The 15,296-nt window shown below is 61.8% G+C and carries 12 protein-coding genes; 5 read left to right on the top strand and 7 right to left on the bottom strand.

Annotated features, from left to right (window positions below):
* Positions 1-18: 18 nt before the first annotated feature.
* The gene (locus ACTZWY_RS11745; RefSeq protein ID WP_444790902.1) at positions 19-1,197 is read right to left on the bottom strand and encodes an MFS transporter; all 1,179 of its coding nucleotides are present in this window, start codon (positions 1,195-1,197) and stop codon (positions 19-21) included.
* Positions 1,198-1,348: 151 nt separating this feature from the next.
* Here ACTZWY_RS11745 and ACTZWY_RS11750 point away from each other — a divergent pair, with 151 nt between their 5' ends.
* A complete protein-coding gene (locus ACTZWY_RS11750) occupies positions 1,349-2,632 on the top strand; it encodes a DUF2793 domain-containing protein (protein WP_444790903.1) in 1,284 nt (427 codons plus the stop codon).
* 163 nt (positions 2,633-2,795) lie between these two features.
* On the opposite strand, the gene copM is transcribed toward ACTZWY_RS11750, so the two are convergent.
* The 6 genes from copM to ileS form a co-directional block, all read right to left on the bottom strand.
* Positions 2,796-3,245: a CopM family metallochaperone gene (gene copM / locus ACTZWY_RS11755; RefSeq protein WP_444790904.1), complete on the bottom strand. Its 450-nt coding sequence runs from the start codon at positions 3,243-3,245 to the stop codon at positions 2,796-2,798.
* 82 nt (positions 3,246-3,327) lie between these two features.
* Positions 3,328-4,431 (bottom strand): pyridoxal phosphate-dependent aminotransferase, encoded by a 1,104-nt coding sequence (locus ACTZWY_RS11760; RefSeq protein ID WP_444790905.1) that lies wholly within the window; start codon positions 4,429-4,431, stop codon positions 3,328-3,330.
* Between the two features lie 45 nt (positions 4,432-4,476).
* Complete coding sequence (locus ACTZWY_RS11765) at positions 4,477-6,003, bottom strand: cryptochrome/photolyase family protein (RefSeq protein WP_444790906.1); 1,527 nt, start codon at positions 6,001-6,003, stop codon at positions 4,477-4,479.
* Entirely contained in the window at positions 5,997-6,662 is a 666-nt protein-coding gene (locus tag ACTZWY_RS11770) for an SDR family NAD(P)-dependent oxidoreductase (protein WP_444790907.1), read from the bottom strand. Before ACTZWY_RS11770 ends, ACTZWY_RS11765 begins: the two co-directional genes overlap by 7 nt.
* 54 nt (positions 6,663-6,716) lie before the next feature.
* Entirely contained in the window at positions 6,717-6,929 is a 213-nt protein-coding gene (locus ACTZWY_RS11775; RefSeq protein WP_444790908.1) for a DUF2798 domain-containing protein, read from the bottom strand.
* Between the two features lie 86 nt (positions 6,930-7,015).
* Positions 7,016-9,934, bottom strand: coding sequence for an isoleucine--tRNA ligase (ileS, locus tag ACTZWY_RS11780; RefSeq protein ID WP_444790909.1), 2,919 nt, complete (start codon positions 9,932-9,934; stop codon positions 7,016-7,018).
* A gap of 237 nt (positions 9,935-10,171) precedes the next feature.
* On the opposite strand from ileS, the gene ACTZWY_RS11785 reads away from it, so the two are divergent.
* The 4 genes from ACTZWY_RS11785 (at position 10,172) to ACTZWY_RS11800 (ending at position 15,022) form a co-directional block, all read left to right on the top strand.
* Complete coding sequence (locus ACTZWY_RS11785; protein ID WP_444790910.1) at positions 10,172-10,585, top strand: VOC family protein; 414 nt, start codon at positions 10,172-10,174, stop codon at positions 10,583-10,585.
* 218 nt (positions 10,586-10,803) lie between these two features.
* On the top strand, positions 10,804-11,769 hold the full coding sequence (locus ACTZWY_RS11790; RefSeq protein WP_444790911.1) for a TAXI family TRAP transporter solute-binding subunit: 966 nt from the start codon (positions 10,804-10,806) through the stop codon (positions 11,767-11,769).
* Positions 11,770-11,890: 121 nt separating this feature from the next.
* Complete coding sequence (locus ACTZWY_RS11795; RefSeq protein WP_444790912.1) at positions 11,891-14,572, top strand: TRAP transporter permease; 2,682 nt, start codon at positions 11,891-11,893, stop codon at positions 14,570-14,572.
* A gap of 24 nt (positions 14,573-14,596) precedes the next feature.
* The gene (locus tag ACTZWY_RS11800; RefSeq protein WP_444790913.1) at positions 14,597-15,022 is read left to right on the top strand and encodes a universal stress protein; all 426 of its coding nucleotides are present in this window, start codon (positions 14,597-14,599) and stop codon (positions 15,020-15,022) included.
* Positions 15,023-15,296 lie beyond the last annotated feature (274 nt).

Here is a 15,296-nt window from a genome sequence, read left to right on the forward strand (position 1 = left end):
ACCACCCCGAAAACCGCCTCAGTCCACCCGATCCCTGGCAAAAGCATAGATCACGCACCCCGCCAGCATCACCACTGCGAAAAACGCAAATACCGACTGATAGGGCGCTTCAACCGGCAAGGGCGCGGCGGCGGAATGCACGCGCCCGCTCAGCATCTGCAGCACCCCCACCCCGCCTATCGAAAACAGGTTCAGCAATGTCACCCCCCGCCCCATCAGATGGGCAGGAAAAAAGCTGCGCCCATGCGCCATCATCAGCGGAAAGGACGCGCCAAACAGCCCCACAGCCGCCAGCATGAGCGCACTGGTCCACATCCCCGGCACCGGCACCAGCCACAGCGCCAGCAGGCACAGCCCCCCCAGCGTGTTGCCCGCCAGAATGACCCATTTGCGCGTGCCCAGCAGCCGGTCCAGCGGTCCATAGGCGAAATTTCCCACAATCATCGCACAGGCCATCAGCAACGTGAACTGCCCCACCTGCGTGGCGCTGGCGCCATACACATCGGTGAAATACGGCCCCGCCCACAGGCCACGCAACCCCGCTGCGGGCGCGTAGTTCACCGCCAGCAAGGGCAGGATCACCCAAAGTGCGGGAATCTTCAGCAAATCCAGCAAACTGCCCCGCGCGCCTTCGGGGGCTTGCACCGCAGGCGGGTCCTGAATCACAAACCACAACACCACCGCAATGGCCGCTGTGACCACGGCGAGCGCAAGCAACGTGCCGCGCCAGCCAAACGCTTCTGCAGCCCATGCCAGCGGCAGCGCCCCCAGAATATTGCCCAGACTGCCAAACCCGATGACCGCGCCCGCAAGGGTTGCAAAAATCGCCGGCGGATAGATGCGCGCGAAAATATAGTAGGCGGCCATCAGCACTGGCGCACATCCCACCCCCAACAGCACCATCGCCACATGCAGATGCAGCGCATTTTGCGCCATCGCAAAGGCCAGCGCGCCGCCCGTCCCCCCAAGGCCCAGAACCAGCGCCGTGCTGCGGCGCGGCCCGAATCGGTCCAGCGCCCAGCCCACCGGCAATTGCATCAGCGCAAAGGCCAGAAACCACAGCCCCGATGACAGCGCCAGATCATCCGCGCTGACCCCCAGATCGGTTTGCAACATCCCCGCCAGCACCGCCAGAAACGAGCGGTAGAACTGGCTGAGAAGATACCCGACCACCAGAAAGAAAAGGCCAATTTTCATGCATCACGCCCGATTCTTGTGCAAACCAGATCTATGCCTAGTGAACCTGTGAAACATTTGCAATCCGCCAAGGGACCGCGCGCTGTGCTTGGCAGGGGTTAAGGCGCGCGCGCTATGGTGGCGCGATACTCATGTCAAAAAGGTTTGCGCAATGCCCACCCTTCCTGAATCTTCTGCCCGGTTGTCCTTGCCCTATATCCAGCCCGCGCAGGCCCAAAAACACGTCACCCATAACGAAGCGCTGCGCGTGCTGGATGTGGTGGTCCAGCTTTCGGTGGCCAGTCGCACGCTGACCCTGCCCCCCCTGACCGCGCTGAACGGCGCATGCTATCTGGTCCCTGCCGGTGCGGGGGGCGAATGGGCAGGACAGGCCGGGCAGATTGCGCTGCGCGATGGCGACATATGGGATTTCCTGTCCCCTGTCGCCGGCTGGCTGGCCATGGTGCTGGATGAAAGCCGCCTGTTGTTTTTTGACGGCGCACAATGGCGAGAGCCAGACGTGCTTGCCCCGGCGATTGACAGTCTGGGTATCCAGACCAGTGCCGATGCCACCAACCGGCTGGCCGTGGCAGGCGATGCAAGCCTGTTCACCCATACTGGCACCGGCCATCAGATGAAGATCAACAAGGCCGCGCCCGGCCAGACCGCAAGCGTACTGTTCCAGTCCGACTGGGCGGGGCGGGCAGAAATGGGGCTGGCGGGCAATGATGATTTCACCATCAAGACCAGCGCGGACGGCACCACATGGCAAGATGCGCTGCGTCTGGATACGGGCAGTGGTCTGGCCAGCGGGGGGGCCATCACCCAAACCCCTCAGGACGCCACAGCGGGGCGGTTGCTGAAAGTGGGGGACAGCGCGGGGTTGCTGGCGGCCACGCCACTTTTGCGCGTGCCGGTGGGGGGCAGTGCCAATGCGCTGGCGCTGACCAGCGGGGCGGGATTTGCAGCCCCCCTGCCCGACGGGCTGGACCTGCGCTTTCGCGCGACGGCCGCCAATACCGGCGCGGCCACGCTGGCGCTGGATTCCGGCCCCGCGCTGCCCTGTGTGACCCCCACAGGCGCGGCATTGCCTGCCGGTTTCATCCGCACTGATTGCGACACAATCGCGCGCCATCACGCGGGCCAATGGGTGCTGGAGCGCGCGCCCGAAACCGGCAGCACCGCAGATGGCCAGTATGAACGCCTGTCAAACGGGGTGCAGCGCGTCTGGGCCACACGCCCCACCCAAAGCAGCGCCGCGCCCACATCCTGGGCATTTCCCCTGCCCTTTGCCAGCGCGCCCCATGTGACCGCCAGCGCCCAAGGTGCCAGTTTCCATGCGGCCACCATCAGCACGCCCACAACAGGGGGCTGCCAGTTTGATGCATGGACCAGCGCGGGGGCGCGCGCAAACGGGGTCGGGGTTGCGCTGTCGGCCATCGGGCAATGGTATTGACCCGCGCAGCAAAACGGGGGCGCATGCGCCCCCGCCCCAACCTGCAACGCCCGCGCGCTGTTAAAGCGTGCCGCGTTCATCCGCAGTCACGCGACCCACTGTAACGGTAGGGTGTCGCGTGTCTTTTTGCGCAAAGCCGGTTTCCGCTTTTGCGCGATATGCCCTAATATCCGCGCTGTTCCAGCCAGTCGCGCATCCAGCTGATTTCCTGTTGCTGGGCAGCGATGACGTCGCGCGCCAGTTCTGCCACTTCGGGGTCTTGCCCGTATTGCAGCACGATTTCTGCCATTGCCACCGCCCCTTCATGGTGCGGGATCATGCCGCGAATGAAATCTGCATCCGCATCATTGGTGAACTCGATATCCATCGCCGCATGCATGGCGGCATTGGCCGCGATATAGGCAAGTGTCGCGTCGTTTGCGCCTTCGGGGGCGGGCGCCATCTGGTGGCCCGCATGAGTATCATGCGTAGTCTCGCCCGCGTGGGGTTCAGCACCGCCATGGCCACCATGCCCGCCATGCGCCATATGGCTGGACGCAAACCCGACCCCCGCCACCAATACGCCACCGGCAACAAAGGCCAGAAATCCTGTCACAAGGGGTGTTTTCCGCATTTTTCATATCCTCCGGTTTTCATTGGCCGCAAGGATTAGCACCCTCCATCAACTGGAAGGAAATACACGTCTGCGTGAAGGCTTAGTCACAGGCTTTCAGCGCCTGCGGCAAAACGCGGGCGAAGACCTGCAACTCCGCTTCGGGGGCGGCGCTGACGCGGATGCACCGATCCATCGGCGCAACTGCGGGCATGCGCACGAACACATCCCGCGCCATCAATTCGCGCAACAGGGCACGCGCGAAATTCCCGTCGCGCCCGCAATCCATGGTGACAAAATTCGTGGCCGATGGCAGCGCATGCAAGCCGTTATCTGCGGCGATATGCGCAAGATGTGCACGCGCCGCGCCAAGCTGTGCGCGCACCTGCGCCAGCCATGCCTGATCGCGCAGCGCCGCCAAAGCCCCCGCCTGCGCAATGCGCCCCATGCCGAAATGGTTGCGGACACGGTCGAACATGGCAATCAGCGGGGCCGCGCCAATCGCATAGCCCACCCGCAACCCCGCCAGCCCGTAGAGCTTGGAGAAGGTGCGCAGACGAATAACGCGCATATCATCGGGGTTCAGCGCGGGGGCGGTTCCGTCCGGGGCGGCATCAACATAGGCTTCGTCCAGCACCAACAGCGTGCCATCTGGCACAGCGTCAATCATGCGCTGGACAATGCGCGCGGAATGCCAGCTGCCCATCGGGTTGTCGGGGTTGCAGAAATACAGCAGTTTCGCGCCGGTTTCTTCCGCGCGCGTCAGCAGCGCTGCGGGGTCTTGATAATCATCGCGGTAAGGCACCTTATGCAGCACCCCGCCAAACCCCGCCACATGGTAATTGAAGGTCGGATAGGCCCCGTCCGAGGTGACGACCGCATCGCCCTTGTCGACCATCATACGCACCAGCAGGCCCAAAAGCCCGTCAATCCCTTCGCCTATGACAATGTTTTCCGCGCCTACCCCGTGATGGGCGGCCAGCGCGTGGCGCAGATCATGACATTCGCTGTCGCCATACATCCACACATCAGCGGCGGCAGCCTGCATGGCGGCCACGGCATGCGGGGACGGGCCAAAGCCGCTTTCATTGGCACCCAGCCGCGCAGCGAAGGGGCGGCCAGAGGCGCGCATATGGGCCTCTGGCCCGACAAAGGGGACAGTGGCGGGAAGCGATTTCAACAGGGCGGTGTAGCGTGGTTCATCCATACCCACAGGGATAGGCGAGCGGTTGCGCGGCGGCAAGGGGCAAGATCAGATGATCTGGCCATCCTCCATCCGGCTTAGGAACGCGCCGGCACCCGCCAGCACCTGTTGGCAATGCGCGTCATCCATCCGGTCCCATGTGCGATACATCTGTGCCATGCGCGGGTTTTTCGCAAAGCGGTCGCGGTGGCGGTCCAGAAAATGCCAATACAGCAGGTTGAACGGGCAGGCCCGCGCGCCGGTCTTGTCCTTGACCTTGTAGTGGCAGGATTTGCAGTAATCCGACATTCTGTCGATATAGGCCCCCGAACTGACATAGGGTTTGGAGCCCACCACCCCCCCATCGGCAAATTGCGACATCCCAAGGGTGTTTGGCGCTTCGACCCATTCATAGGCATCGGCATAGACGGCCAGATACCATTCATGCACCTGCGCCGGGTCCACCCCTGCCAGCAGTGCAAAATTGCCCGTCACCATCAGCCGCTGGATATGGTGCGCATAGGCCAGATCGCGTGTTTGCCCCACCGCATGGGACAGGCAGTTCATGCGCGTAGGCCCGCCCCAATACAACGCAGGCAGATCGCGGGTGTGATCCAGCGCGTTGCGCTGTGTATATTCCGGCCCTTCCAGAAAATAGATGCCGCGTATGAATTCGCGCCAGCCGATGATCTGGCGAATGAACCCTTCGACCGAATTCAGCGGTGCATGGCCGCGTCTATAGGCATCCTCCGCGCGCTGGCACACTTCCAGCGGGTGCAACAGGCCCACATTCAAATAAAGCCCGATGACCGCATGATACAGATACGGATCATCCGACAGCATCGCATCCTGATAGCTGCCGAAATCCGGCAAGGCATGGGTGATGAAATGATCCAGCGCGCGCAAGGCCCCGGCCCTGTCGGTGTGAAACGTGAACGGGCGCAACTGCCCGAAATTATCCGCGAAGCGGGCTTCCACCAACTCCAGCACATCCTCCACCACCGGATCGGACGGCGCAGCAGGCGGGGCTTGGCGGAACAGATCGCCACGCACGGGTTTGCGGTTGTCGTGGTCGAAATTCCACTTGCCGCCTTCGGGCTGGTCGCCATCCATCAACAACCCGGTTTTGCGGCGCATTTCACGATAAAAAAACTCCATCCGCAGGGATTTGCGGCCCTGCGCCCATTGGGCAAAGTCGTCATTGCTGCACAAGAAACGGGTATCGGGCAGCAGGGTCACATGCAGCGGCATGTCCTGCAGCGCCTGTATCAGCCGCCATTCCCCCGGCTGCGTGGCCAGCACCTGCCCCGCGCCGAATTCCTGTGCGCGGCGCAGCAGTTCGGCGGGAATGGACCCTGCGTTACCGGCATCATCCAGCCGCGTATAGGCCAGGTTCCAGCCCTGATCGCGCAAGGATTGCGCGAATTTGCGCATGGCGGCGAAAATGAAGGCAATCTTCTTGGGGTGATGGGGGACATAGCCCGCCTCGGTGCCGACTTCGGCCATGACAACCACATCGCGCGCCTTGTCGGCTTGGTGCAATGCCGAAAGCGTGTCGGATAACTGATCCCCCAGCACCAGAACCAGCCTCACCATGGGACAGGCTTTCGCGCGTAGTCAAAAAACTGGCCCGTGTCAGCGGGCGTCAGACTGTCCATGACCGCCAGCAGCCGTTGCGCGGCCTGATCGGGGGCAACAGCCGGGTGGCGGCCAAGGTATTTTTCCGTAAACGGCGTGGCCACAGTGCCCGGATGCAGCGCCACACAGGCGGCTTGCGGATGGCTGCGCGCCAGTTCCACTGCCGCGCCACGGACAATCTGGTTCAGCGCGGATTTGGCGGCGCGGTAACTGTGCCAGCCCCCCGCGCGATTATCGCCAATCGACCCCACGCGCGCCGACAGCGCCACCATAACCGAAGGTTCATCGCGCGCCAGCACCCCCAGCGCGTGTTTCATGACCAGCGCAGGCCCGATGGTGTTGACCGCAAATTGCGCGGCCATCGCCGCAGGGTCCAGCTGTTTCAGCGCCTTTTCAGGGCGGTGCCCGTCAATTTCCAGCGCGCCCGTGGCAATGACAATGCGCTGGAATGTGCCCGACAGCGCGCCCAGATGACGGGCCACCGACGCCTCTTGCGTGATGTCCAGCCCGTCGTGGCTGCGCGACAGGCCCGTGACGCGCCAGCCCTGCCCCTGCAAGGCCAAGGCAAGCGCGCCGCCAATTCCCCCCGATGCCCCGATCACCAATGCCCGTTTCATGGCCTGCGCCCCCTGTTGCCCATGGGCGCGCAGATAGGGCGGCGCGGGGTCAAGTCACGCCCGCACCAGCACTTCCGCCCATTTGCGCGCAATCGGGCCGACCATCACCGCCAACGGCACGGCAATGACCCATGCCACCGCCCATGCATAAAACCAGCGCGCGGCAAAGCCCGCGTCAAACCCGGTATTCACAAAAGTGATGAAGCCCGACATGATGACGGACATCATCGTTCCCATCAATAGCCCCGTTACAACACGCAGTTTCATATCTTCCCCTTCCTTGAAGTCACACATAATCATGTATGTGAATATGTGTGACTTCAAGGGGTGCGGGGCAGTTTCATCTGTGCGTTTCAGCCCAGTGCCGTGTTACACCGCGCACAGGTGCCGGGGTGTTTGTGATGGCCCACATCCGGGCTGATCTTCCAGCAGCGCTGGCATTTCTGCCCGTCTGCACGGTCAAACACCACGCCCACACCCTGCACTTCAGGCATGCGGAAGGCCTCGGCCGGGATGGGGTCTGGCGTCAGCGACAGCGCGGATGTGATGCAGATATCGGCAAAATCCACCGATTTCAGCGCCGCCATCACGGCCTCATCGCGCACATGCACCACAGGGGCCGCTTCCAGTGACGCGCCGATCACCTTGTCGCGGCGCTGCACCTCCAGGGCGGCAGTGACCACGCGGCGCGCCGCGCGAATGCCCGCCCATTTCTGCGCCAGGGCGTCATTGCGCCAATCTGCGGGCGTGTCGGGGAAGTCCTGCAAATGCACCGACGCGTCATCGCCGGAAAAACGCGACAGCCACACATCTTCCATGGTGAAGACCAGCACAGGGGCCAGCCATGTGGTCAGGCGGTGGAACAACAGGTCCAGCACGCTGCGCGCAGCACGGCGGCGGGGGCTGCCCTGCGCATCGCAATACAGCGCGTCCTTGCGGATGTCGAAATAGAACGCCGACAGGTCCGTGGTTGCAAAGGTAAACAGCTTCTGGAACACGCCCTGAAAATCATAGGCGGCATAGCCTTTGCGCACCTCGACATCCAGTTCGGCCAGCCGGTGCAGCACCCATTGCTCCAGTTCCGGCATCTCTGCGGGGGCCACGCGCTCGGCATCACTGAACCCGTCCAGATTGCCCAGCATGAAGCGCATGGTGTTGCGCAACCGGCGGTAACTGTCGGCCACCCCTTTCAGGATCTCTTTGCCGATGCGCAGATCAGCAGTGTAGTCGCTTTGCGCGACCCACAAGCGCAGGATATCCGCGCCATATTCGTCAATGATTTCCTGCGGGGCCACAGTATTGCCCAGCGATTTGGACATTTTCATGCCCTTTTCATCCAACGTGAAGCCATGCGTCAACACCCCGTGATAGGGCGCGCGCCCCTTGGTGGCGCAGGCTTGCAACATGGAGGAATGGAACCAGCCCCGGTGCTGGTCGGTCCCTTCCAGATACAGATCCGCAATCCCGTCCGCCGCGCCATCCTCGCGGTCACGCAGCACAAACGCATGGGTGGACCCGGAATCAAACCACACATCCAGCACATCGAACACCTGGCTATAGGCGTCAGGGTCGTGCAAGCCTTCCAGCATGCGCGCCTTGAACCCGTCCGTATACCAGATATCCGCGCCATGATCTTCAAACGCAGCCTTGATGCGGGCATTCACCGCCGCATCACGCAGCAGGAAATCCGCATCACCCGGTTTCGCGCCGGTTTTGACAAAACAGGTCAGCGGCACACCCCATGCACGTTGACGCGACAGCACCCAGTCGGGGCGCGCTTCAATCATGGAATACAGCCGGTTGCGCCCGGTCTGCGGCGTCCATTTCACCAGACGGTCAATGGATTCCAGCGCCCGCGCGCGGATGGTGTCGCCATGCGCGCCCATGCCGTCATCAAGCGGCTTGTCGATAGCCGCGAACCATTGCGCCGTGTTGCGATAGATCAGCGGCGCTTTGGACCGCCAGCTATGGGGGTAGCTGTGGCGCAGCTTGCCCTTGGCAAACAGCGCGCCCGCATAGGCCAGTTGCTTGATCACGGCGACATTCGCGCCGCCTTCCTTGCCATCAGGCTTGATGATGACCTCGCCCCCGAACAGCGGCAAGTCCGCGCGGTAGCTGCCATCTTCCAGCACATTATAGGTCATGGGCAGGCCATGTCTCAGCCCGATCTGATAGTCATCATCGCCATGGCTGGGGGCAGTATGCACAAACCCTGTGCCCGCCTCATCGGTCACATGGTCGCCGGGCAGCATGGGCACATCGAAATCCCACTCGCCCTGCGCGCCCTCAACCCCACGGAACGGGTGCGCAAGCACCAGCGCGCCAAGTTCCGCCGCCGACACAGCACGCTTACGCTCGGCCACCACCTTGGCCGCCCCCAACGCGCTTTGCGCCAGCGCATCCGCCAGCACCACCAACTCGCCGACATCCTCCTTGCCGCCCTCCAGCACCTGCGACACTTCATACAGCCCATAGTCAATGCCCGGCCCAAAACACACAGCGCGGTTTTGCGGGATGGTCCAGGGCGTCGTGGTCCAGATGACGACCGACACAGGTTTCATCTTGCCAAAAATACTCAATTCTTCGGCCGCATCCCCGAAATCCACCACGGGAAACTTCACCCAGATCGTGTGGCTGGTATGCTCGTGATACTCCACCTCCGCCTCGGCCAGCGCGGTTTTTTCCACCGGTGACCACATCACGGGTTTGGACCCCTGATAGAGCGTGCCGTTCATCAGCAGTTTCATGAACTCATCCGCGATCACGGCCTCGGCGTGGTAATCCATCGTCAGATAGGGCTTGTCCCATTTGCCAGTGATACCCAGACGCTTGAATTCCTCGCGCTGGATGTCGATCCAGCCTTCGGCAAAGCGGCGGCATTCCTGACGGAAATCAACAATCCCCACCTTGTCCTTGTCCAGCCCTGCGGCGCGGTATTGTTCTTCGATCTTCCATTCAATCGGCAGGCCGTGGCAATCCCAGCCCGGCACATAGCGCGCATCGCGCCCCAGCATCTGCTGGGACCGCACCACCATATCCTTCAGCACCTTGTTCAGCGCGTGGCCGATATGCAGGTGGCCATTGGCATAGGGGGGGCCGTCATGCAGGATAAACGGCTTGCGGCCCTGCGCGCCTTCGCGCAGCCGGTCATAGATGCCAAGCCGTTCCCAGCGGGCCAGCCAGTCGGGTTCGCGGGCGGGCAGGCCTGCGCGCATGGGAAAATCGGTCTGCGGCAGAAACAGCGTGTCTTTATAGTCGGGGGTGTCAGTCATTTTCGGATACCTTGCGAATTGGGGGAACATGCAGGCGCCAAAGGGAACCCGGCACTCCGGGCGCGTCAGAGTGCCGGGACGCTAATTCGCTGAATGATCCATGGTCCGAACATGGGCCGCCTTATAGGTGGCATGGCGCGCAGCGTCCAGAGGGCGAAATGCTTGATGCGCGCGCGAAGCTGCGCTAGCGCTGTGCAAAGCCCCGCTCTTTGGCCCGAACCATAAGGAAATACCCCCATGCTGATGCCCTTTCATTTCGCCTATCATGTGCGTGACCTTGACGAAGCGCGCGCCTTTTACGGCGGCGTTCTGGGCTGCGCGGAAGGGCGCAGCACCGATACATGGGTGGATTTCGATTTCTTCGGCCATCAGATCAGCCTGCATCTGGGCACGCCGTTTGCCAATGCCCCCACAGGCCGCGTGGGCGCGCATATGGTGCCCATGCCGCATTTCGGGCTGGTGCTGGATGTGGCGCGGTTTGCCGCCCTAGCAGACCGCCTGACACACGCGGGAGTTGAATTCATCCTGCCCCCCAGCCTGCGGTTCGAAGGGCAACCGGGCGAGCAATGGACGATGTTTTTCCGCGACCCGTCCGGCAACCCGATTGAGGTGAAGGGCTTTGCAGATACATCGGGTATTTTCGCGGCCTGAGTGTGTGGGGGGCGGAGCTGCGCTGAATTCCGGCCCGTGCAACGCAACTTGGGAATGCAATCAAAGGTTGAATCATCCGCACTGCCCCAACGGCGCGGGTTGACTCCGTATCTGGGCTGGTGTCCACTAATTGCATTGGGCCGCGCGGTTCCTCGCGGAATTCCAGCGCAACGTCCCAACGACACGCGACCTAAGATCGCAAATCCTTGGAGGTATGAATGAACAAGATTTTCACAGCAGGGGTGCTGACCGCAGGCGCGCTGATGGGCAGCGCCGCACTGGCACAACAGACCTTTATTTCCATCGGCACCGGCGGTGTGACGGGAGTTTACTATCCTGCGGGCGGGTCGATCTGCCGTTTGGTCAATGCGGGCCGCGCGGAACATGGCATTCGCTGCGGTGTGGAATCCACAGGCGGGTCGATTTTCAACATCAACGCGCTGCGCTCGGGCGAGTTGGAATTCGGTGTGGCGCAGTCGGACTGGCAGTTCCACGCCTTTAACGGCAGTTCCAGCTTTGAAGAAGATGGCCCGCATGAAGACCTGCGCGCCGTTTTCTCGTTGCACCCCGAACCCTTCACTGTGGTGGCACGCAGCGATTCCGGGATTGCCAGTTTCGATGATCTGGCTGGCAAGCGCGTCAATATCGGCAACCCCGGTTCGGGCCAGCGCGGCACAATGGAAGTGGTGATGGACGCCATGGGCTGGGACATGGACACATTCGCGGTGGTGTCCGAATTGCAGGCGGGCGAACAGGCACAGGCGATGTGCGACAACAATATCGACGCCATCGTCTATACTGTGGGCCACCCGTCGGGTGCCATTCAGGAAGCCACGACCGCCTGTGACACAGTGCTGGTCAATGCCGATAACGACACCATCCGCGCGCTGGTGGATGACCGCGACTATTACCGCATGGCCACCATTCCCGGTGGCATGTATCGCGGGTCCGACAATGATGTGACGACCTTCGGTGTGGGTGCCACCTTCGTGACATCGGCCAATGTCCCCGAAGATGTGGTGTATGAAGTGACCAAGGCCATCTTTGAAGGGATGGACACCTTCCGCGGGCTGCACCCTGCGTTTGAAAATCTGGTCCCCGAAGAAATGGTCAGCGACGGTCTGTCTGCGCCCCTGCATGACGGGGCTGCGCGCTATTTCCGTGAAGCGGGCCTGATCGACTAAGATCACGCCGGGGGCGGCCCTGATGTCGGGCCGCCCCTGCATTTGCCCCTCAGGGCCACCCGGACACCAAAATCCGGGGCATTTCCAAACGAAAAAGCATACATATTCAGGGGGTTTGGTCATGGCGGAACAGGAACGCAAATTCAGCGATTCCGAACTTCAGGATCTGGTTGCCAGCACGGATTCCGGCGCGCGCAATCCCAAAAACCGCGCTGTGGCCCTGCTGATTTCCGGCGTCGCGCTGGTGTGGTCGCTGTTCCAGCTGTGGATTGCCGACCCGCAATTCGCCCTTGCCCCCCAAATACCGGGGCTAAACATCATCGGGTCCGACCAGACACGCCCCTTGCACCTGACATTCGCGCTGTTTCTGGCATTTCTGGCCTATCCCGCGTTCAAATCCTCGCCGCGGGACCGTGTGCCGCTGTTTGACTGGGTGCTGGCGATACTGGCGTCGGGGGCGGCGTTCTATGTGTTCTGGTTCTCGCGCGAGATTTCCAACACCGCGCGGCAGGGCCGGTTGGAACAATGGCAACTGGACTGGAATATTCTGGGCTGGCAGATTGATGTCATCTATCCGCAAGTGATTATCGGGGCCATGGGGCTGGTGTTGCTGCTGGAAGCGTCACGCCGCGCGCTGGGGCCTGCGCTGACCATCGTGGGGGCCGTGTTTCTGGCCTATTCCTATTTCGGCACGGGCTGGCTGATACCGGAACTGATTGAGCATTCGGGCCGGTCCTTCAACGGGATTATCAACACCCAGTGGTATGACACCAATGTGGGCGTGTTCGGCATTCCGCTGGGGGTGTCGACCGCATTTGTGTTCCTGTTCGTGCTGTTCGGGTCGCTGCTGGACAAGGCGGGGGCGGGAAATTATTTCATCAAGATGGCGTTTGCGGGCCTTGGCCATTTGCGCGGCGGCCCTGCGAAGGCGGCTGTGGTCGGGTCTGGCGCGACAGGGCTGATTTCGGGCTCCTCCATCGCCAATGTGGTGACCACCGGCACATTCACCATACCGTTGATGAAGCGCGTGGGCTTTTCATCCGAGAAGGCGGGCGCGGTTGAAGTGTCCAGTTCCGTCAATGGCCAGATCATGCCGCCGGTGATGGGCGCTGCGGCGTTTCTGATGGTCGAATTCGTGGGCATTTCCTATCTGGAGGTGATCAAGCACGCCTTCATCCCGGCGGTGATTTCGTATATTGCGCTGATTTACATCGTGCATCTGGAAGCGCTGAAATCGGGCATGAAGGCGCTTGGCCCTTCGCGCAGCCTGACGCAGATGTTCCTGAAGGTGTTTGCGGGTTTCGTGATTGCAGGTGTGGGGTTTTATGCTGTGGTCGCGGGCGTGAACGGGCTGCGCGCTGTGGTGCCGGGCCTGTCGGGGATCATCACGCTGGCGGCGGTTATGGCCGTCTATCTGGGGGCGATCTATGTTGCGGCGCAACGCCCTGATCTGGAAATGGACGACCCCAACGCAGAAGACATCAAGATGCCGGTCATGAAGGATGTGGTGCCCACGGGCCTGCATTTCCTGTTGCCGATTGTCGTGTTGGTCTGGTTTTTGATGGTGGAACGCCAGTCACCTGCCAAATCCGCGTTTTTTGCAGTGGCGATGATGCTGTTCATCATCATCACGCAACGCCCGCTGAAGGCGCTGTTCCGCCGCTCAGGTGACATGATGGAACAGGCGCGTGCCGGGTTCAACGACCTGATTGAAGGGTTGATTGCAGGTGCGCGCAACATGATCGGCATTGGCGTGGCAACAGCTGCGGCCGGTATCATCGTGGGCACTGTCACCCGCACGCCCATTGGCACGGAACTGGCGGGGCTGGTGGAATTTCTGGCGCTTGGCAATCTGTTTTTGATGCTGCTGCTGGTGGGGGCGTTTTCGCTGATCTTGGGGCTGGGGCTGCCGACAACGGCGAATTACATCGTGGTATCGTCGCTGATGGCGTCTGTCGTGGTCAGCCTTGGGGCACAGGAAGGGTTGCTGATTCCGCTGATTGCCGCGCATCTGTTCGTGTTCTATTTCGGGCTGATGGCCGATGTGACCCCGCCTGTGGGGCTGGCCAGTTTCGCGGCCTCGGCGGTGTCGGGGGGCGATCCCATCCAGACAGGGTTTCAGGCGTTTTTCTACAGCCTGCGCACGCTGGCGCTGCCGTTTCTGTTTATCTATAACCCCACGCTAATTCTGTATGGCGTGGATCTGGGCACGACAGCGGGCATTTTGCAGGCCGCGTTCATTTTCGTGGTGGCGACAATTGCGATGTTGCTGTTTGCGGCGGCCACACAGGGCTATTTCCTTGCGCGGTCCAGATGGCATGAATCCGCCGCGCTGTTGCTGGTGGCGTTCACGCTGTTTGTGCCGAATTTCTGGCTGGACCGTGTGCAACCCGAATTCAACCGCCTGCCGGGCGCGGAATTTGAACAGGTCTTGCGTGACTTGCCGCCAGACAGCACCTTGCGCATTGAAATTGCGGGGCCGGATTTTGCCACAGGCCAGACGCGCAGCTTAACCTTGTCGCTGCCAGTGGATGATACGCCCCCTGACCAGCGCCTGGACGCCACCGGATTGTTGATTCTGCCCGCTGAAGATGGGGTTGCGCTGGATGAACCCATGTTCGGCACGCCCTATCAGACAGCGTTGCAGGATTTCGACTTCTACGCGCCTGATCCCGTGGAACTGGTCGCGGTGCTGCGCCCGGCGGACCGTTGGCCTGCGCAGCTGTTCTTCATTCCCGCGTTGCTGCTGCTTTTGGCGGTTATCCTGCTGCAGCGGCGCAGGCAGACGCAACCGGCCTTCTAGGGCCACATCACGAAGGGAACGCTGATGGCCATGAAGATTTTGCTGCCCATCGACATGTCGCAGCCTGCATCCTGGGTCAAACCCATGGGCGAGGCGCAGAAAATGCTGCGTGACGGGGGCGAATTGCACATTGTCAGTGTGTTGCCGGATTTCGGCCTGTCCATGGTGGGGGCGTTTTTCCAGAAAGGGTTTGAACAGGCCGCGCTTTTGCAATTCACCGAAGCGATGCGCAAATGGGTGCGCGCAAATGTGCCCGGGTCCATTGATGTGCATCCGCATGTGTTGCATGGCAATATTTACGATGAAATCCTGCGCGCGGCCGACAAGCTGGATGTGGATGTCATCATCATGGCCGCCCATCGGCCAGAGGCGCGCGACTATCTGCTTGGCCCCAATGCCGCGCGGGTGGTGCGCCATGCGAAGCAATCGGTCTATGTGGTGCGTGATTAGCGCAGGGTCAGGCGTTTTCGCCAGTTGCGCGATGGGCCTGAAGCTGCCCTTCGCCCTTGGACAAAGCCCGCGCTGTCGGCGGGCCGGGGTCTGCCGATCCGACGCCAGTGAAGTTCACTTTATGCACGCGGCATATTCCGACTTTCAAGGCTTGGCGTGTCACCAGAGGTATCGGCAGGCCGCGGGACGGCCCGCCGATAGTGCGGCGGCCTGCGGCCTTTGCTCCGCACCTTGGGCATCCCCCAATGTCCGCAACAGCCCAACGCCAACCGGC

This window comes from Roseinatronobacter sp. NSM (assembly GCF_052379845.1).
GTDB lineage: Bacteria > Pseudomonadota > Alphaproteobacteria > Rhodobacterales > Rhodobacteraceae > Roseinatronobacter.

Excerpts from the sequence above, each read along its gene's own strand:
- ACTZWY_RS11745 (WP_444790902.1), bottom strand. The coding sequence starts at position 1,197 with ATGAAAATTGGCCTTTTCTTTCTGGTGGTCGGGTATCTTCTCAGCCAG.
- ACTZWY_RS11750 (WP_444790903.1), top strand. The coding sequence starts at position 1,349 with ATGCCCACCCTTCCTGAATCTTCTGCCCGGTTGTCCTTGCCCTATATC.
- copM (WP_444790904.1), bottom strand. The coding sequence starts at position 3,245 with ATGCGGAAAACACCCCTTGTGACAGGATTTCTGGCCTTTGTTGCCGGT.
- ACTZWY_RS11760 (WP_444790905.1), bottom strand. The coding sequence starts at position 4,431 with ATGGATGAACCACGCTACACCGCCCTGTTGAAATCGCTTCCCGCCACT.
- ACTZWY_RS11765 (WP_444790906.1), bottom strand. The coding sequence starts at position 6,003 with ATGGTGAGGCTGGTTCTGGTGCTGGGGGATCAGTTATCCGACACGCTT.
- ACTZWY_RS11770 (WP_444790907.1), bottom strand. The coding sequence starts at position 6,662 with ATGAAACGGGCATTGGTGATCGGGGCATCGGGGGGAATTGGCGGCGCG.
- ACTZWY_RS11775 (WP_444790908.1), bottom strand. The coding sequence starts at position 6,929 with ATGAAACTGCGTGTTGTAACGGGGCTATTGATGGGAACGATGATGTCC.
- ileS (WP_444790909.1), bottom strand. The coding sequence starts at position 9,934 with ATGACTGACACCCCCGACTATAAAGACACGCTGTTTCTGCCGCAGACC.
- ACTZWY_RS11785 (WP_444790910.1), top strand. The coding sequence starts at position 10,172 with ATGCTGATGCCCTTTCATTTCGCCTATCATGTGCGTGACCTTGACGAA.
- ACTZWY_RS11790 (WP_444790911.1), top strand. The coding sequence starts at position 10,804 with ATGAACAAGATTTTCACAGCAGGGGTGCTGACCGCAGGCGCGCTGATG.
- ACTZWY_RS11795 (WP_444790912.1), top strand. The coding sequence starts at position 11,891 with ATGGCGGAACAGGAACGCAAATTCAGCGATTCCGAACTTCAGGATCTG.
- ACTZWY_RS11800 (WP_444790913.1), top strand. The coding sequence starts at position 14,597 with ATGGCCATGAAGATTTTGCTGCCCATCGACATGTCGCAGCCTGCATCC.